21 protein-coding genes are annotated in these 23,435 nt (G+C 74.1%); 7 read left to right on the forward strand and 14 right to left on the reverse strand.

From position 1 onward, the window contains the following. The first annotated feature begins 137 nt into the window (after positions 1-137). Positions 138-2,564 (forward strand): FUSC family protein, encoded by a 2,427-nt coding sequence (locus BJ983_RS32480; protein ID WP_179795738.1) that lies wholly within the window; start codon positions 138-140, stop codon positions 2,562-2,564. Here the strand turns inward: BJ983_RS32480 and BJ983_RS21820 are convergent. The 3 genes from BJ983_RS21820 to BJ983_RS21830 all read right to left on the reverse strand — a co-directional run bounded on the left by BJ983_RS21820 (position 2,507) and on the right by BJ983_RS21830 (position 5,231). Next, a complete protein-coding gene (locus BJ983_RS21820) occupies positions 2,507-3,802 on the reverse strand; it encodes a D-arabinono-1,4-lactone oxidase (protein ID WP_179795739.1) in 1,296 nt (431 codons plus the stop codon). The genes BJ983_RS32480 and BJ983_RS21820 overlap by 58 nt on opposite strands. Positions 3,803-3,904: 102 nt before the next feature. Beyond that, positions 3,905-4,489, reverse strand: coding sequence for a DoxX family protein (locus BJ983_RS21825; RefSeq protein WP_179795740.1), 585 nt, complete (start codon positions 4,487-4,489; stop codon positions 3,905-3,907). Between the two features lie 175 nt (positions 4,490-4,664). Further along, the gene (locus BJ983_RS21830; protein ID WP_179795741.1) at positions 4,665-5,231 is read right to left on the reverse strand and encodes a hypothetical protein; all 567 of its coding nucleotides are present in this window, start codon (positions 5,229-5,231) and stop codon (positions 4,665-4,667) included. A gap of 394 nt (positions 5,232-5,625) precedes the next feature. Here BJ983_RS21830 and BJ983_RS21835 point away from each other — a divergent pair, with 394 nt between their 5' ends. Then, positions 5,626-7,263, forward strand: a complete 1,638-nt coding sequence (locus BJ983_RS21835) for a DUF2867 domain-containing protein (RefSeq protein ID WP_179795742.1) — start codon at positions 5,626-5,628, stop codon at positions 7,261-7,263. 96 nt (positions 7,264-7,359) lie between these two features. Here BJ983_RS21835 and BJ983_RS21840 read toward each other — a convergent pair whose 3' ends face one another. Further along, positions 7,360-8,226 carry an oxidoreductase gene (locus BJ983_RS21840; RefSeq protein ID WP_179795743.1) on the reverse strand — a complete coding sequence of 289 codons (867 nt, stop codon included), beginning with the start codon at positions 8,224-8,226 and terminating at the stop codon, positions 7,360-7,362. 158 nt (positions 8,227-8,384) lie between these two features. Next, positions 8,385-9,812: an MFS transporter gene (locus BJ983_RS21845; RefSeq protein WP_179795744.1), complete on the reverse strand. Its 1,428-nt coding sequence runs from the start codon at positions 9,810-9,812 to the stop codon at positions 8,385-8,387. Between the two features lie 96 nt (positions 9,813-9,908). On the opposite strand from BJ983_RS21845, the gene BJ983_RS21850 reads away from it, so the two are divergent. The 4 genes from BJ983_RS21850 to BJ983_RS21865 are packed head-to-tail and all read left to right on the forward strand — an operon-like array spanning position 9,909 to position 13,795. Then, a complete protein-coding gene (locus tag BJ983_RS21850) occupies positions 9,909-11,162 on the forward strand; it encodes an MFS transporter (RefSeq protein WP_179795745.1) in 1,254 nt (417 codons plus the stop codon). Between the two features lie 8 nt (positions 11,163-11,170). Next, the gene (cutA, locus tag BJ983_RS21855; protein ID WP_179795746.1) at positions 11,171-11,506 is read left to right on the forward strand and encodes a divalent-cation tolerance protein CutA; all 336 of its coding nucleotides are present in this window, start codon (positions 11,171-11,173) and stop codon (positions 11,504-11,506) included. Between the two features lie 11 nt (positions 11,507-11,517). Continuing rightward, complete coding sequence (locus tag BJ983_RS21860) at positions 11,518-12,747, forward strand: MFS transporter (RefSeq protein WP_179795747.1); 1,230 nt, start codon at positions 11,518-11,520, stop codon at positions 12,745-12,747. 40 nt (positions 12,748-12,787) lie between these two features. Then, positions 12,788-13,795 (forward strand): sigma-70 family RNA polymerase sigma factor, encoded by a 1,008-nt coding sequence (locus BJ983_RS21865; protein WP_179795748.1) that lies wholly within the window; start codon positions 12,788-12,790, stop codon positions 13,793-13,795. Here the strand turns inward: BJ983_RS21865 and BJ983_RS21870 are convergent, their stop codons facing one another. Next, positions 13,796-13,954: a hypothetical protein gene (locus tag BJ983_RS21870; protein WP_179795749.1), complete on the reverse strand. Its 159-nt coding sequence runs from the start codon at positions 13,952-13,954 to the stop codon at positions 13,796-13,798. Between the two features lie 76 nt (positions 13,955-14,030). After that, complete coding sequence (locus tag BJ983_RS21875; RefSeq protein WP_179795750.1) at positions 14,031-14,579, reverse strand: carboxymuconolactone decarboxylase family protein; 549 nt, start codon at positions 14,577-14,579, stop codon at positions 14,031-14,033. A gap of 77 nt (positions 14,580-14,656) precedes the next feature. On the opposite strand from BJ983_RS21875, the gene BJ983_RS21880 reads away from it, so the two are divergent. Beyond that, complete coding sequence (locus BJ983_RS21880) at positions 14,657-15,562, forward strand: NADP-dependent oxidoreductase (RefSeq protein WP_179795751.1); 906 nt, start codon at positions 14,657-14,659, stop codon at positions 15,560-15,562. A 62-nt stretch (positions 15,563-15,624) separates the two neighbouring features. On the opposite strand, the gene dnaB is transcribed toward BJ983_RS21880, so the two are convergent. From dnaB to BJ983_RS21915, 7 genes are all read right to left on the reverse strand, one after another. Then, positions 15,625-18,243, reverse strand: coding sequence for a replicative DNA helicase (gene dnaB / locus BJ983_RS21885; protein ID WP_343054295.1), 2,619 nt, complete (start codon positions 18,241-18,243; stop codon positions 15,625-15,627). A 564-nt stretch (positions 18,244-18,807) separates the two neighbouring features. Continuing rightward, positions 18,808-19,260 carry a 50S ribosomal protein L9 gene (rplI, locus tag BJ983_RS21890; protein ID WP_179795752.1) on the reverse strand — a complete coding sequence of 151 codons (453 nt, stop codon included), beginning with the start codon at positions 19,258-19,260 and terminating at the stop codon, positions 18,808-18,810. Positions 19,261-19,277: 17 nt separating this feature from the next. Next, a complete protein-coding gene (rpsR, locus tag BJ983_RS21895) occupies positions 19,278-19,514 on the reverse strand; it encodes a 30S ribosomal protein S18 (RefSeq protein WP_018330393.1) in 237 nt (78 codons plus the stop codon). Positions 19,515-19,556: 42 nt separating this feature from the next. Next, complete coding sequence (locus BJ983_RS21900) at positions 19,557-20,114, reverse strand: single-stranded DNA-binding protein (protein WP_179795753.1); 558 nt, start codon at positions 20,112-20,114, stop codon at positions 19,557-19,559. Further along, positions 20,114-20,446, reverse strand: a complete 333-nt coding sequence (gene rpsF / locus BJ983_RS21905) for a 30S ribosomal protein S6 (protein ID WP_230750238.1) — start codon at positions 20,444-20,446, stop codon at positions 20,114-20,116. Before rpsF ends, BJ983_RS21900 begins: the two co-directional genes overlap by 1 nt. Positions 20,447-20,595: 149 nt before the next feature. Continuing rightward, positions 20,596-21,609 carry a hypothetical protein gene (locus BJ983_RS21910; protein ID WP_179795754.1) on the reverse strand — a complete coding sequence of 338 codons (1,014 nt, stop codon included), beginning with the start codon at positions 21,607-21,609 and terminating at the stop codon, positions 20,596-20,598. 201 nt (positions 21,610-21,810) lie between these two features. Then, positions 21,811-23,415 (reverse strand): glycosyltransferase 87 family protein, encoded by a 1,605-nt coding sequence (locus BJ983_RS21915; RefSeq protein WP_179795755.1) that lies wholly within the window; start codon positions 23,413-23,415, stop codon positions 21,811-21,813. Positions 23,416-23,435: the final 20 nt, after the last annotated feature.

A 23,435-nucleotide genomic window follows, 5' to 3' on the forward strand; every position in this document is an offset into this window, starting at 1 on the left:
GTGACGCGGCGGGCTCGGGCCAGCGTACCGGCCGGTAACTGCAGGCTATTACCACCCGGTAACCGTGTCGAGAGTGGATCCCGCCTCCCCGGTCACGTGGGAGACTCCGCACCTCGAACGAGGGGAGCGACCCGGCCGTGGGCACGACGAGGGCGATCGAGTCGCTGCGCACCCTGCTGGTCACCGCCGACCCCGGCCTGGCCCGGCTGCGCCTCGCCTCCGTGGCGGTCGCGTCGATGGCCCTCGCCGCCGGACTGGTGGCCTGGGGACGGTCCGCCCTCGTCCCCGACGAGCCCGTGACGGTCGTGCTCTTCGCGGGCGTCCTGGCGATGATCTCCAACCTGGCGGTCAACGAGAAGACGGTGGCGCGCCAGCGCGTCACCACCGCGCTGATGGTGCTGCCGGCGCTCGCGTCGACCACTGTCGGGACGCTGCTCTCGCCGTACCGCCTCGTCGCCGACGTGGTGTTCGTCGCCGTGATGATCGGCGCGGTCTACGTCCGCCGGTACGGCCCGCGCGGGTTCGCCCTGGGCATGGGCGCGTTCATGCCGTTCTTCTTCACCCAGTTCCTCCAGGCGAAGCCGCCGCAGATCCCGGCGCTCTGCGTCGCGGTGCTGATCGGCCTGGGGGTGACCCTGCTGCTGCGTGGGTTCCTCTTCGCCGAACGCCCGGAGCGCACGCTGCGCCGGCTGGTCGACGCCTTCCGCGCCCGCGCCCACGAGATGGTGCTGCGGGTCGACGACGTGCTCGCCGAGGCCCAGCAGGGCCAGGCACGGGGACCGGGCCACGAGCACGAGCAGGTCGGCGACGCCGTCCTGGAGCGGCTCTACCGGGCGCGGCGGCGCCTCAACGAGACCGCCCTGCTGGTGGAGGACCAGCTCGAGCACAGCGCCGCGGACCGGGTGTGGCCGGGACTGGAGAACGACCTGCTCGCGCTGCGGGTCGTCGACACCGAGCTGGGGCTCGAGCGGCTCGGCGTCGCCGTCCGCCGGCTCGTGCGCGCCGAGGACGCGCAGCAGGCGAGCCCGCTCGCGCTGACGGCGCTGCGCACCGGACTCACGCACCTCGCTCGCGCCACCGCCCGGCGGGTGCCCCACCAGGAGATCCTCGGCGAGCTCGCCGACGCGCGCGGCGCGGTCGCGGGCCTGGTCGCCGACACCAGCCGCGGCCACGAACGCGTCCAGCGCACCGCGTTCGGGGTCCGGCGGATCGCCGACTCGGTCGAGTACGCCCAGCGCGACCTGCCCGCCCGTCCCGGGGAGACGATGACCGGGGGCATCGTGCTGCCCGGCGTGCCGCGGGCGCCGGCCGCGTCCCCGGTCGCCCTCGCGTCCGCGCCCCAGCCCGACGGCATCGCGCAGGGCCGTCCCGACGACGAGGCCTCCCGACGACGGGAGGGGTCGGATCCCGGCCCCGAGGACCCGTCGTCGGGAACGGGGAGCGGGGAGACGGACCGCGACCGCGGCCTCCTGCTCACCACCCGCCAGTCGATCCAGGTGGGTGTGGGGACCACGATCGCGATCGGGCTGGGCGAGCTGCTCGCCCCGTCGCGCTGGTACTGGGCGGTGATCGCGTCCTTCGTCGTGTTCGCCAACACGGCCAGCCGCGGCGACCTGCTGTCGCGGGGGTGGGGCCGCGTCGTCGGCACCGTGGGCGGGGTCGCGGCCGGGATGGGCCTGGCCTTCCTCACCGCCGGGAACCAGGTGCTCTCGCTGGTCCTGCTGTTCGTGTGCGCGTTCCTCGCGCTGTACCTCGTGCGCGTGTCGCCGGGCATGCTGGCGTTCTGGATCACCGCCGTGCTCGCGCTGGTGTACGGGATCATCGGGCAGTTCAGCGTCCAGACCCTCGTGCTCCGCATCGAGGAGACGCTGGTCGGAGTGCTCGCAAGCGTGGTCGCGGCCTTCCTCGTGCTCCCCAAGGGGACCCGCGAGGCGTTCGGCGAGGCCGTGGAGGACTTCGTGGACACCGCGGACGGGGTGCTCGATGCGGCGGTGGCGACGATCCTCGGCCGGGGCCGCGGCGGGGCCGCCGCGCTCGAGGGCGCCCGCGACATGGACACCTCCCTGGCGACGCTGCGTGCCCGCACGAAGCCGCTGCTGGTCGACACCCCGAAGCGGCGCGGCCGCTCGAGCCACCGGCGCGCGTTGCGCGTGTTCACCGTCGTCGACCACTACGCCCGCTCCCTCGCCCGGACCGCCGCCGACCTCGGGTCCGACCCGACGCCGGGGTGGGCGGCGACGCTCGAACCCGCTCTCGCCGCGGTGCGCGCGAACCTCGACGGGCTGCGTGACGTCGTGGTGCGCGGTCGGCGGCGCTCGGACGGCGCGCAGGTGCTGGTGCACTCCGCCGAGGACCTCGTCGACCGGGCCGAGGAGCAGGCCGCCCGCACCCAGGACCCCCGCCGTCGCAACGACGCCCTCGTGGTCACGCGACTGCTGCGCCGCATCGACCAGGCCGTCGTGGCGCTCGCGGTGGACCTGGGGGCCGCGGCGGACCCGGACGAGGATCAGTCGCCGAGCAGCCGGGCGAGCGCGGGGTTGGTGAACACCCGGTCCGGGTCGTAGTCGTCGCGCACCCGCGCGAAGTCCGCGAAGCGGGGGTAGGCCACGTCCACGTCCACGGCGTCGAAGTCGTGCCGGGTGCCCCAGTGCGGGCGACCGCCGTGCGCGCGCATCACCGACGCGGTCCGGGCGAGGACCGGGCCGGGGTCGGTCCCGCGCGGGACGCGGACCGCGATCCACCCGGTGGCGCGGCCGTGGGCCGGGTGCAGCCATCCCCGCTCGGCCGGCCCGACCCGCATGCGCACCGGCAGGCCGGTCTCGAGCCCGTCGGCGAGCTGGGCGAGCAGCGCCCGCAGGCTCCCGACCAGCACCTCGCGCGGCACCGCCCACTCGCTCTGCTCGTACCGGACGGCGGGCGGGTTCGACAGCACGCGGTGGCCGGTGCCGGTCGCGGACACCGTGCGGGCCAGCCGGGACACGACCCGGTTGAGCGACGGCGCGAGGCGGGGCAGGGCGCGCTCCACGACGACGGCTCCGCCCAGGGCGGTCCGTCCCGTCGCGCCCGCGCTGGTCACGCCGACGCCGCGCTCGGTCTCGTCCTCGTCGGTGGCCTCCGCGACCCCGGCCCACCGGGCGAGCGCCGTCGGCGACGACGGGAACAGGGCGGCCTCCGCCAGGTCGTGCGCCTCCCAGAACGCGGGGTCGAGGACCTCGTCGACGGGGCGTTGGGCCCGGGTGACCGTCATCGTCGCGGCGGGTACGACGGCGAGCTCGGCGTCCAGGATCACGCCGAGGGCGCCGAGGGCGGTCCGGGCGGCGTCGAGGTCGGCGCGGGGGACGTCGCGCACCCGGCCGCGGCCGTCGACCACCCGCAGCGCGAGGACCTGCTCGGCGAGCGAGCCCCGGGACGCGGCGCTGCCGTGGGCGCCGACCGCGAGCGCACCGCCGAGGGTGGGGGCGCCGAGGTCGAGCGGTACCGGGAGCGCCAGGCCCCGCTCGGCCAGTCCGTCCTGGAGTTCGCCGATCGTGGTGCCGGCGCGGACGCGCACCACGGCGTGTCCGGTCGCCGCGCCGGGGCCGCCGGAGGCGGAGACACCGGTGATCCCGGCGAAGGCGGAGCAGTCGAGGTGGACCCCGTCGGTCACGGCGAGGTCGGAGAAGCCGTGCCCCGCCCCCACCGGCCGCACCGTCTGGCCGCGCTCCGCGGCCCGGCGCACCACGCCCGCGACGCCGGCGTCGTCGAGCGGGCGGGCGGTGGCGACGGGCCGGCAGCGTTGACCGCCCGACCAGTTCGTCCACACGTCGCCCAGCCTAGGGGGCGCCCACGGGGTCGGAACGCACGAACTCCCCCGCACCGCTGCGCCGGACGCAGGGGACGGGGGAGTCCGGGTGGAGCAGGGCCGTCAGGCCACGAAGCGGCCGATCGCCACGTCGACGGCGTCCTTCGCGGTCGCGCCGGCGGTCTCGGCCGCGGACTTCGCGCTGCCCGCGAAGTCGTGGTCCGAGGCCGACCCGGTGAGCTCGCGGGTCTGCTTGGCGACCTTCCGCGAGGCGCGACGCGCCCGCCAGCCCAGCGAGGGCTTCCCCTCGGTGTCCACCGCGGCGAGGATCAGCCCGCCGAGCAGCCCGAGGTTCTTGAGGAAGTGGATCTCCTGGGCGGGACGGTCCGCGCCGTCGGCCTCCCAGAAGGCGTGACCCACGACCGTCGTCGGGATGATGCTCGCGGCGAGGGCGAGCGAGGCGATCCGCGGGAACTTGCCCAGGGCGAGCAGGACGCCCGCGCCGATCTTGACGCCGGCGTCGATGCGCACCAGCTGGTCGGGCTCGGTCGGCGCCTGCGGCGGGAGCTTGTCACCGACCGCGTTCTCCGCCTGCCGGAGCTTCGGCGCGGCCATACCGACGCGGGGCTCGGGATTGAGCAGGGTGTCGATCCCGCCCTTGATGAACACCGCGGCCAACATCGGCCGGGCGAGACGGCGGACGAGCATGGGGAGGACCTCCTGCGATCAGGGACACCGTGCGCTGGCCGGGGCGATACCCCGCGCCGACGACGGGCACACCTGCCCCACGACGGCCGGAGGGCCTCCCGCGGCGTGCGGGAGGCCCTCCGGGGCGTCGTCTCCGACCGGTGTTCCGGACACCCCCGACGGGTCCGGAACGGTGTCAGTGCCGCAGGACGTGCCGGCCGCCGGCCGGCTCCGCGTGCGGACGGCGACGGCGCTCCGCGCGGCGCCGCAGCTCCTCCTCGGCCGAGGCCACCGGGCCGAGGTCCGGCGCGACCGGCGGGACCGGCGCGACCGGGGGCGGCGGGACCTCGTCGACCGGCGCGAGGCGGCGACGGCCGCCGTCCTGCGCCGGGAAGGGCCCCGAGCCCGGGTGCGGCTCCGGGATGTACCCGTGCCGCTCCGCCGGGGCGTGCGCGGCGTGCCGGTAGCGGCCGCCCTCGTACCGGCGCTCCTCCCGCACCTCGTGCGCCACCGACCGGAAGATCGGCTCCGCCTCGAACGGGTCGCCGGGCGTGGCCGCGAGGGCCGGACGGAGCCGTTCCTGCCGGGCGCGCTGGTCGGCCAGGAAGCGCTCCCGGGCCCACTGTTCACGCGCCCGGGCGTCGGGCTCCACGCGCCGCGGCGCGCCCACCGGCTCCAGGCGCGCGGGCTCGTCGTACCGCCACGAACCCGTGTTGTCGAGACGCCACCCGCCGCGCACCGTCTCGTCGCGCCAGACCCACATGTTCCCCACCTCCGCCGTTGCACCACACGGTCCTGCGTCGCTGCGTCGAACGGTGGTGTCCGTTCGCCCGCGACATGAGGGGCAACGGCAGGGTGGCGGCGCACCTTTCGGGCGACGCGCCGAACGAATCGCGACACGCCAGAAGACCCCCTGGTCGTGTGTCACTCCACCGGAGCAGAACCACATCCGTGTCGTTCGACGCCGCGATGCTCACCGGGCGTCAGGTCGACGCGCTCGATCAGGCACCCGGGTGAGTCGCCCACCCCCGCGAGGCGCACACGGCGGGTCGTGCACCCCATCGAGCGGATGCGCACGGTCGTGGCACACCCCATCGAGGCAGGGGCCGGGGCCGCAGATGTCGCGGTCCGGAAGCCCAGCCGCGACGATGGGAACCGTGAAATGCGTGGTGACCGGTGCGACCGGCTACATCGGCGGCCGGCTCGCGCCGCGGCTCGCGGCCGAGGGCCACGAGGTCCGCTGCGTGGTGCGGACCCCCGCGAAGATGCAGGACATCCCGTGGGCCCAGCAGGACGCCGTGGAGGTGGTCGCCGGGGACGTCCTCGACGAGGACTCCATACGCGCGGCCTGCGAGGGCGCCGACGTCCTGTTCTACCTCGTGCACTCGCTCTCCGAGTCGGGCTTCGCCGCCGTCGACCGCCGGGCCGCGCTGATCACCGCCCAGGCGGCCCGCGAGGCGGGCATCCGGCGGATCGTCTACCTCGGCGGCATCCACCCCGACGACGTCGAGCTCTCCGAGCACCTCGCCTCGCGGACCGAGGTCGGCGAGGTGTTCCTGCGCTCCGGGGTGCCGACCGCGGTGCTGCAGGCCGCGGTGATCCTCGGGTCGGGCTCGGCGAGCTTCGAGATGCTGCGCTACCTCACCGAGCGGCTCCCGGTGATGCTCACGCCGAGCTGGGTGCACCACCGCGTGCAGCCGATCGCCATCCGCGACGTCCTGCACTACCTCGTGCACGCCGTGGACCTGCCCGCCGACGTGAACCGGACCTTCGACATCGGCGGACCCGACGTCCTGACCTACCTGCAGATGATGGAGGGCTTCGCCGAGGTCGCGGGCCTGCCGCCACGCCGGATGCTGCCCGTCCCCGTCCTCACCCCGCGGCTGTCCTCGCACTGGGTCAACCTCGTGACGCCGGTGCCGCGCTCGACCGCCGTCCCGCTCATCGACTCGCTCGTCCACGAGGTCGTCGCCGCCGAGCACGACATCGACACCTACGTGGCCCCGCCCGCCGAGGGCCTCACCAGCTTCCGGCGCGCGGTCGACCTGGCGCTCACCCGCATCCGGGAGGGTCGGGTGGAGACGCGCTGGTCGGGGGCGAACGCGCGCTACGCCCCGTCCGACCCGATGCCGTCGGACCTGCTGCCCTCCGACCCGGACTGGGCCGGCGGCACCGTCTACACCGACGTGCGCGAGCGCACCTCCGCCGCGAGCGCCGACAACCTGTGGCGGGTCGTGATCGGGATCGGCGGCAACCGCGGCTGGTACTCGTTCCCGATCGGCTGGTGGGCCCGCGGCGTGATCGACCGCCTCGTCGGTGGGGTCGGCCTGCGCCGCGGCCGGCGCGACGAGGACACCCTCAAGGTCGGCGACGCGCTCGACTGGTGGCGCGTGGAGGAGTGCCTCGAGGGCGGGGACGCCGGCCCGCGCTCGGTGCCCGACCTCGAGGACGGCGAGTACCTCCTGCGCCTGCGCGCGGAGATGAAGGCCCCCGGGCTCGCGTGGCTGGAGCTGCGGGTGGCACCCCGCCCGGAGGGCTCGATCTACCGCCAGCGCGCGATCTTCCTGCCCAAGGGGCTGTTCGGCCACGCCTACTGGTGGGTCATCGCGCCGTTCCACGTGCTCGTCTTCGGCGGGATGGAGCGACGCATCGTCGCGGCCGCGGAGCTCGCCGAGGGCAGCGGCCCGCTCGCCGTTCCCGACGACGGGTTCGGTCCCCTCGCGGTGCTGCGCCGCCGCCGCCGGGAGCGTGCCCTGCGCGACGCCGAGAAGGCCCGCAGCCGCGTGGGCGCCTGACCTGCTCCGTCCGGCCGCACCTCTCGGACGAACGAACGGCACTCTCGCAGCATCTGTGTGCGCGAAAGTGCCGCTCGCTCGGACCGGGGTGGGAGATCAGCCCGCCGCGGCGTCCAGGCGCGTGACGGCCGCGCGAGGGAGCTCCAGCGTCCCGGCGGCGCAGTTCTCCTCGAGGTGCGCGAGCGAGGCGGTGCCCGGGATCGGCAGCATCACCGAGCTGCGCTGCAGGAGCCACGCGAGGGCGACCTGCGCGGGTGTCGCGTCGAGCTCGACGGCCGCGTCGTGCGCCGCGTTGCCCTCCTGCGCGAGGTTGCCGGCATCGGCCGGGGCCCACGGGATGAAGGCGATGCCGTGCTCCGTGCAGTGGCGCAGCTCGGCGTCGGAGGAGCGGTCGACGAGGTTGTAGCGGTTCTGCACCGACGCGACGTCGACGATCCGACCCGCCGCCTCGATCTGCTCGACCGACACCTGCGAGAGACCGACGTGGCGCACCTTGCCCTCACGCTGCAGGTCGGCGAGGAGGCCGAACTGCTCGTCGGCCGCCACGTGCGGGTCGACCCGGTGGAGCTGGAAGAGGTCGATGGTCTCCACGCCGAGGCGGCGCAGGCTCATCTCGCACTCCTGGCGCAGGTAGTCGGGCCGGCCGCAGGGGATCCAGCGGTTCGGTCCGGTGCGCAGCAGCCCGGCCTTCGTGGCGACGCGGACGTCGCGGTACGGGTAGAGCGCCTCCCGGACGAGCTCCTCCGAGACGTAGGGCCCGTAGGAGTCGGCCGTGTCGATGAAGTCGACCCCGAGCTCGACCGCGCGCCGCAGGACGGCGAGCGCGTTGTCGGTGTCCTTCGGCGGGCCCCAGATGCCCTCCCCGGTCAGCCGCATCGCGCCGTAGCCGAGGCGCCGGACGGTGAACTCGCCCCCCAGCCGGAACGTCCCGGCGGCGGTGGCCGGCGACTGCGTCGTCGTCACGTGGCATCTCCTTCCCCCCGCGAGAAGTCCCCGCGGACCGCCCAGGGTGCTCCCACCCGGCCACCCGCGCGCCCCACAGTGGTCGATCTCCCACGATGGGTTCGTCCGGCGGTCACATCGTTCGCCGATGCCGTCCGCTCATGTCACACCGTCCGGTGTCACACCCTCGCGGGCGCGGTCTCCTCGGCGAAGGCGGCGGCCACCCGGTCCGCGCTCGCTCGGGCGCGCGCCGTCGTCGCGACCACGCCGAGCACCCCGACGACGGCCGTGGCGCCGGCCGCGACGAACCACGCCGGCGGCAGCCCCGATCCGACGGTGGCCGCCGCGGCGACCACGGTGCCCGCGACCGCGACCCCGAGCGTCGAGCCGACCTGCCGGCTCGTCGACGCGACGGCCGCGGCCACCCCGGCCTGGGCCCGCGGCATGCCGCTCACGGCGGTGTTGGTGATCGGCGGGTTGACCATGCCGAAGCCGATCCCGAACAGCGCGAACACGCCGAGCAGCACCCACTCCGGGGTCGCCGGCCCGACCTGCGAGAGCGCGACCCCGGAGATCGTCATGGCGACCCCGGCGACGACGAGCGAGGGGCGGGCGCCGCGGGAGGCGACCAGCCGACCCGAGAGCGGGGCGCAGAGCGTCGAGGTGACGGCCGCGGGGAGCAGGGCCAGGCCCGCGGCGAGCGACGACAGCCCCCGGACCTCCTGCAGGTAGAGGGTGCACAGGAAGAGGAAGGACGCGAAGGCCGCGAACGCGCACACCGCGATGACCGTGGCCGCGGAGAACGGCACGCTCGCGAAGAAGCCGAGCTCGAGCAGCGGCTCCCGGCGGCGGCGCTCCCACCAGAGGAGGGCGGCGAGCGCGACGACCGCGACCACCCCGAGCCCGATGACGGCACCCGAGGCCCAGCCCAGTCGCGGGGCCTCGATCACGGCCGTCGTCACGGACCCGAGCAGGACGACGACGCAGAGCTGGCCCACGGGGTCGGGACGCCGGGCGTGCGCCGCCCGCGACTCCGGCACGTAGCGCGCGGTCAGCGCGATCGCCGCGAGCACGATCGGCACGTTGACCCAGAAGATCGCCCGCCAGCCGACCGTCTCGGTGAGCAGCCCGCCGAGTACCGGGCCCAGGCCGAGCGAGATCCCGACGACGGAGCCCCACACGCCGATGGCCCGCGCCCGCTCGCGCGGGTCGACGAAGACGTTCGTGACGATGGACAGCGCGATCGGGTTGAGCATCGTCCCGCCGAGGCCCTGGACGGCGCGGGCCGCGATCAGCCAGCCCACCGAGGGCGCGAGGCTGCAGAGCAGCGAGCCCAGACCGAAGACCGCGAGGCCGGTCTGGAACGTCCGTCGTCGGCCGAGCCGGTCGCCGGTCGCGCCCGCCAGCATGAGGAAGCAGGCGAGGACGAGCGTGTAGGCGTCGACCGTCCACTGCAGTTCGGTGATCGAGGCGTCGAGGTCGGCGCGGATCGCCGGCAGCGCGACGTTGACGATCGTGTTGTCCATCGAGACCACGAGCAGGCTCGTGCAGCAGATGCCGAGCACGAGCCAGCGGTGCCGGGGTCCGCCGCCGGAGTCGTTCGCCATGCTCACGAGCGTAGGCCCCGGGGCGGGACGGACATCCCGGGACGTTCCCGACGGCGGGTGTCCCGACGGCCGTTGTTGAGCCTAAGTTCTGGACCCATGGCAGCTCCGGGACTCCTCGAGCAGGCGCGGGGGCTCACCCGCGAGCAGCGCAACGCCTTCCTGGCGGCGTGGCTGGGCTGGGCGATGGACGCCTTCGACTTCTTCCTCGTCGTGTTCGTCCTGTCCGACATCGCGAAGGAGTTCGGCCGCTCCACGACCGAGGTGGCCTTCCTCACGACGGTCACCCTGATCGCGCGACCGGTCGGGGCGTTCATCTTCGGGATCTGGGCCGACAAGAAGGGCCGCCGCATCCCGCTCATGGTCGACGTCCTCTTCTACTCGGCGATGGAGGTGCTCTCCGGGCTCGCGCCGACCTTCACCGTCCTCGTCGTCCTGCGCTTCCTCTTCGGCCTGGGCATGGGCGGCGAGTGGGGGCTCGGGGCGTCGCTGGCCCTGGAGAAGATCCCGCCGGAGAAGCGCGGCTTCTGGTCGGGGCTGCTGCAGCAGGGCTACCCGGTGGGCTACCTGCTCGCGACCCTCGCCAACTTCGTGGTGACGCCGTACCTCGGCTGGCGCTGGCTGTTCGTGCTCGGCGCGATCCCGGCGCTGATCGCCTTCCTCATCCGCACCCGCGTCGGGGAGTCCGAGGCCTGGGAGCGCACCCAGGAGAAGGTGGAGCTCACGAAGGTCGGGCCGCGGCAGGTGTTCCTGCAGCCCGCCGTGCTCCGGCGCTTCGCCTACCTGATCGTGCTCATGACGCTGTTCAACTTCATGAGCCACGGCACGCAGGACTTCGTGCCGACCTTCCTCAAGGAGGACTTCGCCGCCTCGACCGGCACGGTCACCGTCGTCGCGATCATCTACAACATCGGCGCGATCGTCGGCGGGGCGTACTTCGGGGCGCTCTCCGAACGCTTCGGGCGTCGGCGCACGGCCGCGGGCTGCGCGATCCTCGCGATCCCCGTCGCCTTCCTCTTCGCCTTCTCCCCGGCCCTCGGCCTGGTCACCCTCGGCGCCTTCCTGCTCCAGGTCCTCGTCCAGGGCGGCTGGGGGGTGGTGCCGGCCCACCTCGCGGAGCTCTCGCCGGACGAGGTCCGCGGCTTCTACCCGGGCGTGACCTACCAGCTCGGCAACGCGATCGCGTCGTTCAACCTGCCGCTGCAGACGGCGCTGGCCGCCGCCTACAGCGGGTCGGTGGCGCTCGCGGCGGTCATCGTCCCGGTGCTCGTCCTGACGGCGGCGGCGCTCCTGCTGGGTCCGGAGGCCCGGGGGAAGGTGTTCGGCGAGGTGCCTTCGGCCCGTGTGCACTAATCCGTGTCATGGCACGGGTTAGTACTCACGGGCGCGAAGCGCACCTCCTGATCACCACCACCGACTCCGACGACGAGGCCGGGCGGCTCGCCCGCGGGCTCGTCGAGGCCCGGCTCGCCGCGTGCGTGCAGATCGTGGGGCCGGTCCGCAGCGTGTTCCGCTGGGAGGGGGCGGTGCAGGTCGAGCCGGAGTACCAGCTCGTCGTGAAGACGACGCGGGTGGCGGAGGTGACCGACTGGATCGTCGAGCACCACTCCTACGACGTGCCCGAGGTGATCGCGCTGCCCGTCGTCGGCGGGCACGAGACGTATCTGACGTGGGTGGCGGACGAATCGTCCGGTTAGCCTGGACAACGATGTCCGTGGACCTCGGTACCGACGCCCTCCGTCGCGGCGACCCCGGGTTCCGACGTGTCTCGGTCGGGTTGTTCTTCGCCGGCTTCACGACCTTCGCGTTGCTCTACGCGACGCAGCCGCTGCTCCCGCGCCTCGTCGACGTGTTCGGGGTGTCCCCGGGGACGGCCTCGCTGTCGGTCTCGGTGACGACGGGCGGGCTCGCCCTGGCGATCATCCCGGCGTCGGCCCTCTCGGAGCGGTGGGGCCGGCGGCCGGTGATGCTCTGGTCGCTCGCGGGCGCGGTGGTGCTCGGGCTGGCCGCGTCGGTGGCGCCGTCGCTCTGGCTGCTGCTGGTGCTGCGGGGGTTGGAGGGCGTCGCGCTGGCCGGGCTGCCCGCCGTCGGGATGGCGTACCTGGCCGACGAGATCGACCGCGGGCACCTCGGCGGCGCGATGGGCCTCTACGTCGCCGGGAACTCGGTCGGCGGCTTCGGCGGGCGCGTCGTGGTGTCCGCGCTGAACGACCTCACCGGCTCGTGGCGGCTCGCCCTCGGCGGCATCGCGGCCGTGTCGGGCGTCTGCCTGCTCGTGTTCTGGCTGGTGCTGCCGCCCTCCCGCCGCTTCACCCCGACCCCCGTCGCACCCGCCGAGCTGGTCGGCGAGGTCCGTTCGCACCTGGCCGACCCGGTGCTGCGCCGCCTGTTCGCGGTCGGGCTACTGCTCATGGGCACCTTCGTCTGCGCCTACAACTACGTGGCGTTCCGCCTGCTCGGGCCGCCGTTCTCGCTGCCCGACCTCGTGGTCGGCTTCGTCTTCGTGCTCTACGCGGTGGGCACGGTGACCTCCACGGTCGCCGGTCGGATCTCGGGGCGCCTCGGCGCCCGGACGACCGTGCTCGCGGCCTGCGCCGTGGCGGCGGTCGGCGCGCTCGCGATGCTCGCCCCGGTGCTCGCGCTGGTGATCGGCGGCCTGGCCCTGCTCACGGTGGGGTTCTTCGCCGGCCACGCGGTGGCGTCGGCCTGGGTGGGGCGACGCGCCGAGCACGGGCGGGCCGTCGCCTCCGGGATGTACCTGTTCAGCTACTACGTCGGATCGTCCGTGGGCGGCACGCTCGGGGGCGTCGTCTTCGGGGTCGCGGGATGGTCGGCGACCGTCGGGTTCCTCGTGGTGCTCCTCGCGGCGACGGCCGTGGTGGTGCGCCCGTTGTCGTCCCGCTCCTCCGCCGCGCGAGGGGAACCCGCACGCGCGTAGGAGGTCCGGATCGTCCCCTCGCGTGCGGCACACTCGCCGTATGGACGCCGCGCTCGACCTCCGCGGAGACCTCGACGCCGCCCGCGACGGGGACCCGACCGCCTTCGACCGGTTGGTCGCGCCGCTGCACCGTGAGCTGCACGCCCACTGCTACCGCATGCTCGGGTCGGTGCACGACGCCGACGACGCGCTCCAGGACGCGCTGCTGCGGGCGTGGCGGGCCGTCGGGCGGTTCGAGGGACGAAGCGCGCTGCGGTCCTGGCTCTACACGGTCACCACGCGGACCTGCCTGGACCTCGTCGAGGCCCGGGGCCGCCGGGCCCTGCCGATGGACCTCGGCCCGTCGTCGTCCGAGCCCGTCCTCGACGACGCCCCGGTCGAGGTCGCCTGGCTGACGCCCTACCCCGACGCGGCGCTCGCCGTCGAGGAACGCGAGTCGGTGGAGCTCGCCTTCGTCGCGGCCCTGCAGCACCTGCCCGGCAACCAGCGGGCCGCCCTGCTGCTCTTCGAGGTGCTCGGCTTCTCCGCCGCGGAGATCGCGACGACGATGGACACCTCCACCGCGTCGGTGAACTCCGCCCTGCAGCGGGCCCGGCGCATCGTCGCGGAGAAGGTCCCGCCGGTGTCGCAGGCCCGCACGCTCGCCGACCTCGACGACGCCCGCCTGCGAGCCGTGGTCGCCGGCTACGCGTCCGCCCTCGAGCAGGGCGACGCCGACCGCCTCGTCGCGCTGCTCACCGAGGACGTCACGTGGTCGATGCCGCCGCTGCCCGGCTGGTACGCCGGACGCGGCCCCGTCGAGGCCTTCACCCGGGCGGTGCCCCTCGGGTCGTGCGGGACGTGGCGCACCGTGGTGACCAGCGCGAACGGTCAGCCCGCGGTGGCGCTCTACCTGTGCGGGCCCGCGGTCTCACCCCCCGACGACGGGTCCTACCGCGCGTGGTCGATCACCGTGCTGACCCTGCGCGGCGAGCGGATCGCAGACCTGACGTCGTTCCTCGGGACCGAGCACTTCGCGGCAGCGGGACTGCCGCTCGTGCTCGACTGATCAGCGCCCCTCGTTGGGCTCGAGGTGCTCCTCGGAGGAGGCCTCGCCGGCGGGGAACACGTCGGAGACCGCGGGGCGGTCCGGCTCGGCCGACTCACCGGTCAGCTGCTCGGCGGGCGGGACGACCGTCGCCGGATCGGTCTGCTTCTCGTCGCTCATGGTGGGTCCTCTCGTGGTGGTGGACCCAGGCGGCTACCCGCGTGACGTGGCACCGGTCACCTGTCCGATCGGTCGGTCATGCCTCCGGCGCGAACACACGCAGGAGGTCGGCGAGCAGGCCGTAGTAACCGACGAGCGCCGTCACCTCCACGAGCCGGGCCTCCCCGAGGACGTCGGTCCAGGCGCGGTAGGTGTCGTCGTCGACCGGGTCGTGGTGCAGGAGCGCCCGGGCCGCGGTGTCAGCGGTGCGCTCGACGGGGTCGGGCCACGGGACGACGGCGTCGGCGGCGAGTCCGGCGAGCTCGTCGTCGGTCAGGCCGGCCCGGCGGGCGATCGGCTCGTGGGTGGCCCGCTCGAAGCGGCTGTCCCGCACCCCGGCCACCCGGAGGATCACCAGCTCGCGGGCCCGGTCGGACAGCTCTCCGCCGTAGCGCAGCGCCGCCCCCAGGGCCTGCAACGGTCCCCCGACGGCGGAGTGGCGCAGCATTGCGTCGAACGGGCCGCGCAGCGACCCGTCGTCGTGCACGAGGCCGCTGCCCGCCCGGGGACCGGAGGCGATGGCGTCGTACACGGCCCGGGCGGCCGGGTCCAGCTCGTCGGGACGGAGGCGCGAGGGACGGGTCACGGGGTCATCGTGCCGGGAAGCATCCGCGCCCGGCTCCGGTTGCCGGGAGCAGGTGTCACGACGACCAGGAGCAGACCATGCGCGCAGCGCGCTTCCACCGCTACGGCGGCCCCGAGGTCCTCACCGTGGAGGACGCGCCCGAGCCCCACGCCGGTCCGGGCTCCGTCCGCATCCGGGTGCGGGCGGCGAGCGTCAACCCGATCGACCGGCTGGTGCGCGCCGGGGCGCTGGCGGAGGTCCTGCCCCTCGAGCTGCCCGTGATCCCGGGTCGCGACGCTGCGGGCGTCGTCGACGAGGTCGGTCCGGACGTCAGGGGCGTGTCCGCGGGCGACCTCGTGTTCGGGCTCGGCGGCATCGCCGACACCACCGCCGAGTTCGCGGTGCTGACCGCGTGGGCCGCGGTCCCGCCGACCTGGAGCGTCGAAGAGGCCGCCGCCGCCGGGCTCGGCTCCGTGACCGCCCTCCGGGCCCTGGCGCCGTTCGGTGACCTCCGGGGGCGCACCCTGCTGGTCGACGGAGCGTCCGGAGCCGTGGGCACCGCCGCGGCGGCGGCCGCGCTGCACGCGGGCGCCACTGTGATCGGCACCGCGCGCGAGGCCAACCACGAGCCCCTGCGCGCCGCCGGCGTCGTCCCGACCACCTACGGCCCCGGCCTGCCCGAGCGGGTCCGTGCCCTCGCGCCCCAGGGGGTCGACGCGGCCCTGCACGCTGCGGCCTCCGACGCCCTGCCCGATCTGGTCGATCTCGTCGGCGGCGACCCGACGCGCGTGGTCACCGTCATCGACCGGGAGGGCGCCGCCCGCCTCGGGACACACCTCGTGGACGCCGCGAACGACTCCTCCGTGCTGGCCGCGGCCGCCGAGCTCGGGCGGGACGGCCACTACCGTCCCCGCGTCGCCCACGTGCTGCCGCTGGACGACATCGCGAAGGCTCACGAGCTCGCCGCCGGTAGCAGCGGCAAGGTCGTGGTCACCGTGCCCTGAGGCCGGGCCGACCTGATCGTGCGCCCGAGCCGACGCGTTCGTCGGCCCGGGGCACGGGCCGATCAGCCCCGGGCGAGGTCGGCGAAGCGGCTGTAGTGCAGCTGGTGGGCGATCGGGATCGTCGCCGTGGGCCCGTTGCGGTGCTTGGCCAGGATGATGTCGGCTTCGCCCGCGCGGGGGTCGTCCCGCTCGAAGGCGTCGGGTCGGTTGATCAGCATGACCATGTCGGCGTCCTGCTCCAGCGACCCGGACTCACGGAGGTCGGAGAGCTGCGGCTTCTTGTCGGTGCGCTGCTCCGGACCACGGTTGAGCTGGCTCATCGCGACCAGCGGGATCTCCAGCTCCTTCGCCAGCAGCTTCAGCTGACGCGAGAACTCCGAGACCTCCTGCTGACGGCTCTCGACCTTCTTGCCGGAGGTCATCAGCTGCATGTAGTCGAGGATGATCAGCCGCAGGTCGTGGCGCTGCTTGAGCCGCCGGGCCTTCGCGCGGATCTCCATGATCGTCATGTTCGGCGAGTCGTCGATGAACAACGGTGCCTCGGAGATCTCGCTCATGCGGCGGGCCAGCCGGGTCCAGTCGTCGTCGGTCATCGTGCCGGCGCGCATGTCGGCCAGCCGGATCTTCGCCTCGGCCGAGAGCATGCGCATGACGATCTCGGTGCGGCTCATCTCCAGCGAGAACACGGCGCTCGTGAGCCCGTGCTTGACGCTCGCCGACCGCGCGAAGTCGAGGCCGAGCGTTGAGTTGTGGGTGGGGACCATGGCGCGCCCCGCGAGGTACAGGTGGTCGGTGTTGTCCACCTCGACGCACCGCACCGGAACCGAGGACACGGGACGGACCGCGGTCACGTAGCGGCGCCTCGTCCGCACGTCGGAGGTGGCGGGGCACCGCTCCTTGTGCGCCAGCCGCTTCCGCTCGAGCCGGAAGACCTCCTCCGTGGTGCTGAACGTGAGGAGGTAGGACGTGCTCGAGGCGTCGGTCCGACCACGGACCGCCTTCGTCGTCATCGAGCAGCGGTACCCGAGCGAGACGACCAGCTCGGCCACGTCCTCGGCGAGCCGCCGGTGGGTCACCGCGAACTGGATCGCGCCCTTCGGCAGCACCGTGCCGTCGGAGTCGAGGAGCCCGGCGAGCAGGGCGCGGCGCTGGGCCTCGGAGGCACGCAGGTACGGCATCGGGATGTGCTTGTCGCCGAGCACGCCCAGGGTGCGGAGCCGCCCCTGCACCGTGCCGTAGGCGTGGTGGCAGGCCTGGCAGCGGACGAGACCCGAGGTCGGTGCACCGCAGTCCGGGCACGTCGGAGCGGCCACCGGCGCCGAGACGAACCGGGCCCTCCCGCCGCACGACTGCCCGCAGGTCCGCACCTGGGACGTCGCCGGCACGAACGTGGTCCCGCAGACGACACACACCCGCTCGGCCGGGCCCGATCCCGCGGGCAGCCGGAGCCCGTACCGCATCGGCGTGCCCAGCTCCGGCGCGAGGAGTCCCTCGGTCTCGATCAGCGCCGCGACCTCCGGATCCGCGCTCGTGAAACTCGCGCTCGCGGCGGTGCCGTCGCCGAGCCAGATGCCGAGCGCGTAGGGCGGCACGAGCAGGTCCTGCTCGGGCAGCTCCAGCGCCCGGCAGGTGTCCACGGAGTGGTTGAGGCGGGCGTCGGCCGTGGGGGTGCGGAGGGTCGCCGCGATCTCCTCGGTGGTGCGCACGGCCGCGGGCACCCGCTCCGAGCGGCGGGAGGCGCGGGTATCGGTGAGCCACTGGTGCCGGGCGTCCGCGACGATCGTGGTGCCGTCGGAGAACGTGACCTCGAAGCAGGGACGACCGGCGAGGACGTCGGTCGCGGCGACGACCAGCGTCGGCCGACCGTCGGCGTCGAGCAGGTGGTCGCCGACCGCGACGTCGCCCATGGTCGTCCAGCCCGTGGGCGTGGGCAGCGGCGTGTCGAGGGCGAGGGCCTTCCCAATTCCAGGCCTGGCCGCCACGATGATCATCTGCCCGGCGTGCAGGCCGTTCGTCACGTCGTCGAGGTCGGCGAACCCGGTGGGCACGCCGAAGGACACCCCGCCGCGCGAGGCGATGGCGTCGATCTCGTCCATCGTGGGCTGGAGGACGTCCTCGAGGGCCACGTAGTCCTCGGTGACCCGGCGGTCGGTCACCTCGTACACGGCGGCCTGGGCCCGGTCGACGATGTCGTCGGTGTCGGCTCCGTCCCCACCGTTGTAGCCGAGCTGGACGATGCGTGTCCCCGCCTCGACGAGGCGCCGCAGCACGGCCCGGTCGGCGACGATCTCGGCGTAGTACGACGCGTTCGCCGCCGTGGGGACGCTGGCGATGAGCGTGTGCAGGTACGGCGCGCCCCCGATGCGGAGCAGCTCGCCCCGCCGTTCGAGGTCGGCCGAGACGGTGACGGCGTCGGCCGGCTCGCCGCGGCCGTAGAGGTCCAGCACGCACTCGTAGACCGTCTGGTGGGCCGGCCGGTAGAAGTCGTCGGGCTTCAGCAGTTCGATGACGTCGGCGATGGCGTCCTTGCTGAGCAGCACGGCGCCGAGCACCGACTGCTCGGCCGCGATGTCCTGCGGGGGCTGCCGGTCGAACTCCGGACGGCCCTCGCCGTCACCCGACCGCTGGCCCTTGAAGCCGCCGTCGCGTCCGCCCGCGCCCCGCTCGTCGAGCACCGCCACCGATCGCTCCTCCCACCCGTCCCGACCGGACCGAAGGCCCCGTCGAACTCACGTTCGCACGAGGGTCCGACAATCACCGCCGTCCACCGCCGGTGCGCACGCTAGGGCCGCCCGCACCGGGTCCGCGAGGCGGTGGTGTGCACGCCCCTGTGCACGGAGTGGGGACGGACGACCATGCACAGGCCCCCGAGGTGGGCGCACCTGGGGACAACCTGTTGGCAACCTCCTCAGATTCGCCGTTCTCGCAGCTCACAGCGTTGTGCGCCCTGGGGACAACAAGTGGACCGGCATGTCGCCGCACGACATCACCGGCGTGTCGCGACACGGATACGGGACGTGGCGGCGACCGGCCGACGACCGGCGCCGGACGGTGCGGTGACCGCCGGGTGACCTCTCGTCGCGGCGCTCCTCAAACCGCACGATCGGGTCCGCCCGGGCTTGAGACCCCTCACCGATCGGCGGCCGGATTCCGGCGTGTCGGAGCGCCCCGCGACGGACCCCGGACACACGTCGGGCCCCGGACCGACGATGCGGTCCGGGGCCCGAGGTGGGTCCTGCGAGGGATCAGGTGCCCTGCACGGCCAGCGGCAGCTCGACGCGGACGTCGGGGTGGAGCCGGACGTGCACCGAGTGCGACCCGGTGGACTTGATGTGCCCCGAGATCTCGACGAGACGCTTGTCGAGGTTGGGGCCGCCCGCGGACTTGACCGCGGAGACGATGTCGGCGGCGCTGATCGAACCGAACAGCTTGCCGCCCTCGCCGGCCGACTTGGCGGCGACGGTGACCTTGCCGAGACCCTGGATCTCGCCCGCGATCTCGCGGGCGTGGTCGAGGTCGCGGATCCGCTTCCCCTCCTGGGTGCGGCGGATGGTCTCGACCTGCTTCATCGCGCCACGGGTGGCGACGATGGCCAGCCCGCGGGGCAGCAGGAAGTTGCGTCCGTAGCCGTCCTTGACGTCCACGAGGTCACCGGGGCCACCGAGGTTGGCGACGTCGGCGGTGAGGATGAGCTTCATCGCGTGGGTCCCCTTCCTCAGCGAGCGGTCGACGTGTAGGGCAGCAGCGCCATCTCACGCGAGTTCTTCACGGCGACGGCAACGTCACGCTGGTGCTGCGAGCAGTTGCCCGAGACCCGGCGGGCGCGGATCTTGCCGCGGTCCGAGATGTACTTGCGGAGGAGGTTGGTGTCCTTGTAGTCGATCAGCTGGTTCTTGTCCTTGCAGAACGCGCAGACCTTCTTCTTGGGCTTGCGCACCGGCGGCTTCGCCATGGTGTTTCTTTCTCCTAGCCGAATTCTGGGGATTGGCGTACGTCAGAAGGGGGGCTCGTCGTCGTACCCGCCGTTGCCGGACGAGCCGGCCACGGGCGCGGAGGCCCACGGGTCGTCGGCCGGGCCGGACTGGCCACCGCCGCCGTACCCGCCACCACCGCCGCCGCCGGAGTAACCACCGCCGCCGTTGGAGGCGCCGAAGCCACCTCCACCGCCGCCGGGGCCGCCGCCGGAGCGGCTGGCCTTGGTCACCGACGCGGTCGCGTACCGCAGCGAGGGGCCGACCTCGTCGACCTCGAGCTCGATGACGGTGCGCTTCTCCCCTTCACGGGTCTCGAACGAGCGCTGCTTGAGGCGACCGGACACGATCACACGCGCTCCGCGGGTCAGCGACTCCGCGACGTTCTCGGCGGCCTGGCGCCAGATGTTGCAGCGCAGGAAGAGCGCCTCCCCGTCCTTCCACTCGCCGCTCTGGCGGTCGAAGGTGCGGGGGGTCGACGCGACGGTGAAGTTCGCGACGGCGGCGCCCGACGGCGTGAACCGCAGCTCCGGGTCGGCGGTGAGGTTGCCGACCACGGTGATGACCGTGTCGCCGGCCATTAGCTCGCGCCGGCCTTGCCCCGACGCGCTCCGGCGTTCGGGTCACGACGCATGACCTTGGTGCGCAGCACCGACTCGTTCAGCGCGAGCTGCCGGTCCATCTCCTTGATGGTGGCGGGCTCACAGTTGACGTCGAGGACGGCGTAGATGCCCTCGGCGTTCTTCTCGATCTCGAAGGCGAGACGTCGACGGCCCCAGACCTCGACGTTCTCGACGGTGCCGCCGTCCTTGCGGATGACGTTGAGGAACGTCTCCAGGGACGGGGCGACGGTGCGCTCGTCGAGACTGGGCTCGAGGATGACGACCATTTCGTAGTGGCGCACGAGTACCACTCACCTCCTATGGACTGGTGGCCACGGACGATCCGTGGCAGGAGGGAACTCGGTCCGACCAGTCTACGGGCGACCCCGGATACGACCTCGGGCGGGCCGGGGAAGACCCCGACCCGCCCGAGTTGGTCCCTCGTGGGCTCCGACGCAGCTCAGCGGCGCGTGGTTCCCATCAGTTCGGTCTCGTCCGCCCCGACCCGCGGGAAGCCCACGGCCGGCGACCGCGGGGCCTCGCCGTGGAGCGCGGTGAGCTCCTCCATCGAGGCGACGGTGTAGTCGTCGTCCTCCGGCTCGTTCCCGACGACGGGTGCGGCCGGCGCGGCCGCGGCGCTCGCGCCGGCGGCGCGGCGGAGCACCATCGAGCGGACGACGAACGCGGCGACCCCGGCGAGGGCGAGGACCGCGAGCATCACCGGCACGCCCATGCCGCCGGAGAGACCGTCGACCGGCAGGGCCTGGACCTGGCTGGCGGTGGTCACCGCGCTGGCCGGGTCGTAGCCGAGGTACGCGGGCGCACCGGCCTTGAGCCCGGGGAACGCGGAGCCGAGCAGCTGTCCGGGGTCGTAGGCCGCGAGCCCGGCGGGGGCGGACGCGGGCGCCGCGCCGAGGAACGACGAGGGCAGGCCGTTGAACGACGGCGCGAACGCCGGGGCCGCGGCGGCCAGCGCCGCCGGGGGCAGCGCGGGCGCCGGGGCGACGGCGGGCGGGACGGCGGCCGGGGCGACGGCCGCCGCGGTCGGGCTGGCAGCGGCGGCGGCCGACGGCTGCGGGGCGGCCTCCGGGGCCACGGCCCGACCGGCGGACGCGGCGGCGCTCGCGAGCGGCGCGGCCGGCGGCACGGCGGCGGCCGCAGCGGTCGCCACCGGCTCGACGAGCTGGACCTGCACGCGGCAGAGCAGCCCGGTCAGCGGCTGGGTGATCGACTGCAGCGGGCCGGCGGCCGAGGTGATCGGCACGAGGAACGAGCCGCCCAGCGGCTTGGTCACCTGGACGGTGTCGCCCGGGCTGGCCTGGACCGTCTGGCCACAGCGGGCCGGGACGACGTCGCCCGGCGCGGCGGGAGCCGACGGCGCTGCCAGGGCGGCGCCACCTCCGAGCAACAGCGACCCCGTGAGGACACCCCCGGCCGCAGCGACCGACACCAGACGCGAGAACCGCGCACCCATCAGCAGGACCCCTTACTCAGACCAACGCTGCCCGAACGAGCTCCCCCGGCCCAGCACATGCCCCGTGCGCGGATCCGGGAGGGAGACGCCCGAGTTCCCCAACGACGCGTTGGTCCGGAGGTGACGCGGACGTCACCGAATCCGTCGCCCGGGGCGACGGCGGGTGCCGTCGGCCCTGGGCCGCCCGGGCCCCGTCGTTCCCTATCGAGTGGTGCGCGCGGGCGGACGGTCGCCCGCCGGGGTGCCGGGGACCCCCGGTCCCCGGTCGCGGAGCCGCCGGAACCAGGCCGTGTCGGGCGCACCGTCGAGGCACCCGCCGTCGGGATCGGCACCGATCTCGGACGGGCCGGGATGCCCGGGACGCCGCCGCACCGGGTCGAGCTCGGGACGGAGCACGCTGCGCACGATCAGGGCCGCGACCGCGATCACCGCCAGGTCGCGCACCACCACGGCGCCGTAGAACCACGGCGCCGGCAGGCCCTTGTTGGCGGTGCCGAGGTAGTAGTACATCCGCGGCACCCAGACGAACGCGTCGATCGCCATCCAGATCAGCAGCGGCTTCCAGCGGGGGTACGCGAGCACCGCCAGCGGGATCAGCCACAGCGAGTACTGCGGGCTCCACACCTTGTTCGTCAGCAGGAACGCCGCGACCACCAGGAACGCGATCGACGCCAGCCGGGGGCGCACCGGCGCCCGCCAGACGAGGAGCGCAATTGCGACGCAGCAGAGCACGAACAGCACCGCGGTCACGGCGTTGAGCACCGTGGGGGCCTGGCCGGACGCGAGCGGTCCGTCGAACCCCGACCAGCCGGTGAGGCCGGCGACGATGTTGTAGAGCGAGTCCGGGTCGGCTGCCCGCGTGGAATTGAGTCGGAAGAACTCCCACCAACCGGCCGGCGCCAGCACCGCGACCGGGGCGTTCGCCACCGCCCAGGCGCCGACCCCGGTCAGCGCGACCGTCCACCAGGCGCGCATCCGGCCCGCCCGGAGGCAGAGCAGGAGCAGCGGGAACAGCAGGAAGAGCGGGTAGAGCTTGGCCGCGGCCCCGAGCCCGAGCAGGACGCCGGCCAGGGCCGGCCGTCGCCGCGCCCAGGCGAGCATCCCGAGGGTCGCCCCGGCGACGGCCAGGGTGTCGAAGTTGGTGAAGGCGTGCACGGCCACCAGCGGCGAGACGGCGGCGATCGCGGCGTCCCAGGGACGTCCCGGGCGTAGCCGCACCATCGCCCACACGACGCCGAGCCACGCCAGCGCCAACCAGAAGGCCGAGAGGTCGAAGTAGACGACGACGGGCAGCGCGGCCGGGAGCCCGAGCGCGAGCCACCCCGCCGTCAGGCGTGCGTTCATCCACTGGAAGAACCCCGTGAGCACCGGGTACTCCATGTAGCGCACCTGGCTCGTGCCGTCGTCGCGCTGGTCGACCCAGCTCGTCACGTACGGGATCCCGCCCTGGTCGAGCCGCTCGGCGGTGTAGAGCGGGACGGTGTCGGAGTAGCACATCGCCACGTACTGCCGGCTGTCCCGCCAGTCGAGCTGGAGCTGACCCGAGTCGTCCACGTACTGCTGCAGGCACGGCGACTTCGCGAACCAGCCGAGCGCCAGCACGATCGTCGCGAGCAGCAGCACCACGCGCAGCGGGGTGAAGAAGCGCGCCCGCCCGACGACGGCGTGGGCCCCGACCGGACCGCCGACGGCGGCGCTCGCCGCCCGGACGAACCCGTCGTCGTGCGCGGGGAGGACCCGGGACGCGGCGTCGAGCGACTCGGGATCGTGCGCGCGGCTGCGGGTGGGCGGGGCGTCAGCGGACACAGGTGTCCCGGGCGAGCGGG

The sequence above is a fragment of the Actinomycetospora corticicola genome, assembly GCF_013409505.1.
GTDB lineage: Bacteria > Actinomycetota > Actinomycetes > Mycobacteriales > Pseudonocardiaceae > Actinomycetospora > Actinomycetospora corticicola.